This is a genomic window from Sphaerisporangium sp. NPDC004334 (assembly GCF_053602655.1).
This window is the reverse complement of the sequence record NZ_JBSGDZ010000077.1, coordinates 1-2,422: the sequence shown is the minus strand read 5'-3', so window position 1 is coordinate 2,422 and position 2,422 is coordinate 1. Positions and strand designations below refer to the sequence as shown.

Annotated in this window: 2 protein-coding genes; both read right to left on the bottom strand. The window is 65.8% G+C overall.

What is annotated here, in order from left to right:
* On the bottom strand, window positions 1-2,291 hold a 2,291-nt coding region (locus tag ACWEN6_RS40805; protein WP_452577576.1), incomplete at its 3' end, for a homocysteine S-methyltransferase family protein.
* 11 nt (window positions 2,292-2,302) lie between these two features.
* Window positions 2,303-2,422: methionine adenosyltransferase domain-containing protein (locus ACWEN6_RS40800; RefSeq protein ID WP_452577578.1), on the bottom strand; the 120-nt coding region annotated here is incomplete at its 5' end.

Below are 2,422 nucleotides of genomic sequence, written 5' to 3'. Positions count from 1 at the left end.
GCCGACACCGGCTGCTTGATCCCCAGATTGATCACCTCATAGCCGTTGTTCGACAAGATGATGTCCACCAGGTTCTTCCCGATGTCATGCACATCACCCTTGACCGTGGCCAGCACGATCCGCCCCTTGGTCTCACCCTCCACCCGATCCATGTGCGGCTCCAGGTAAGCCACCGCCGCCTTCATCACCTCAGCCGACTGCAGGACGAACGGCAGCTGCATCTCCCCCGACCCGAACAGCTCCCCGACGGTCTTCATCCCCTCCAGCAGAACGTCGTTGATGATCTCCAGGGCGGGCCGCTGAGACAGCGCCTCCTCCAGATCACCCTCCAGCCCCTTACGCTCCCCATCGATGATCCGCCGCTTCAGCCGCTCCCACAACGGCAACCCCGCCAGCTCCGCCGCCCGGCTCTGCCGCAACGACGCCGCATCCACCCCCGCGAACAACTCCATGAACCGCGCCAGCGGGTCATAACCCTCCCGGCGCCGGTCATAGACCATGTCCAACGCCACCTGACGCTGCTCATCCGGGATCCGCGCCATCGGCACGATCTTCGAAGCATGCACGATCGCCGAATCCAGCCCAGCATTGACGCATTCGTGCAGGAACACCGAGTTCAGCACGATCCGCGCCGCCGGGTTCAACCCGAAGGAGATGTTCGACAGGCCCAAGGTGGTCTGCACGCCCGGGTAGCGGCGCTTGAGCTCACGAATCGCCTCGACCGTCTCCAGCCCGTCCCGGCGGGTCTCCTCCTGACCCGTCGCGATCGGGAACGTCAGACAATCCACGATGATGTCCTCGACCCGCATCCCCCAGTTACCCGTCAGGTCCTCGATCAGCCGGGAGGCCACCGCGACCTTCCACTGCGCGGTACGCGCCTGACCCTCCTCATCGATGGTCAACGCCACCACCGCGGCGCCGTGCTCCTTCACCAACCGCATGATCTTCTGGAACCGGGAATCGGGGCCGTCGCCGTCCTCATAGTTCACCGAGTTGACCACCGCCCGGCCACCCAGCATCTCCAACCCCGCCGCGATCACCGCCGGCTCGGTGGAATCCAGCACGATCGGCAACGTCGACGCCGTGGCGAACCGGAACGCCAACTCCGCCATGTCGGCCACCCCGTCCCGGCCCACATAATCCACACACAGATCCAGCATGTGCGCCCCATCACGCGACTGCGCCCGCGCGATGTCCACACACTCCTCCCACTCCCCCGCCAGCATCGCCTCACGAAACGCCTTGGACCCATTGGCATTGGTCCGCTCACCGATCGCCAAATACGAGGTGTCCTGCCGGAACGGCACATGCGCATACAACGACGCCGCACCCGCCTCCAAACGCGGCCGCCGAACCGCCACCTCCCGCCCGCCGACCCGCTCGACGACCTGCCGCAGATGCTCCGGCGTGGTGCCGCAACACCCGCCGACCAGCGCCAAGCCGTACTCGCCGGTGAACCCCTCATGCGCATCGGCCAACTCACCCGGCGACAACGGATACCGCGCCCCGTCAGCGGTCAACTCCGGCAACCCCGCGTTCGGCATGCACGACAACGCCACCCCCGCACCGGCATGCTTGGCCAGATACCGCAAATGCTCCGACATCTCCGCCGGACCCGTCGCACAGTTCAACCCGATCACATCGACACCCAACGGCTCGATCGCCGTCAACGCCGCACCGATCTCCGACCCCAACAACATCGCCCCGTTGGTCTCGATCGTCACCTGCGCCACCACCGGCACATCACGCCCCCCCGCCTCGATCGCCCGACGCGCCCCGACCACCGCCGCCTTCACCTGCAACAAGTCCTGACACGTCTCAATGATCAACGCATCAGCCCCACCCGCGATCAACCCCGCCGCATTCGCCTCATAAGCATCACGCAACGCCTCAAACCGCACATGCCCCAACGTCGGCAACTTCGTCCCCGGCCCCATCGACCCCAAAACGAACCGCGCCCGGCCATCACCCGCCGCCCACTCATCAGCAGACTCCCGCGCCAACCGCGCCCCGGCCTGCGACAACTCCCACACCCGACCAGCGATGTCATACTCCGCCAACGCCGCCAGATTCGCCCCGAAAGTGTTGGTCTCCACACAATCAACACCCACCGCGAAATACGCGTCATGCACCCCCCGCACAATGTCAGGACGCGTCACATTCAACACCTCATTGCAACCCTCATGACCATCGAAATCATCGAGCGTGGGGTCATAGGCCTGGAGCATGGTGCCCATCGCCCCGTCCGCGATGATGAGCCGGCGGCCGAGGAGTTCGCGGAACGTCGTCATGGCGGGCTCCCTCAGATGGCCTGGCGCAGCGCTTCCGCCCGGTCGGTGCGCTCCCAGGAGAAGTTGGGCTCCTCGCGGCCGAAGTGACCGTAGGCCGCGGTCTGGGAGTAGATCGGCCGCAGCAGGTCCAG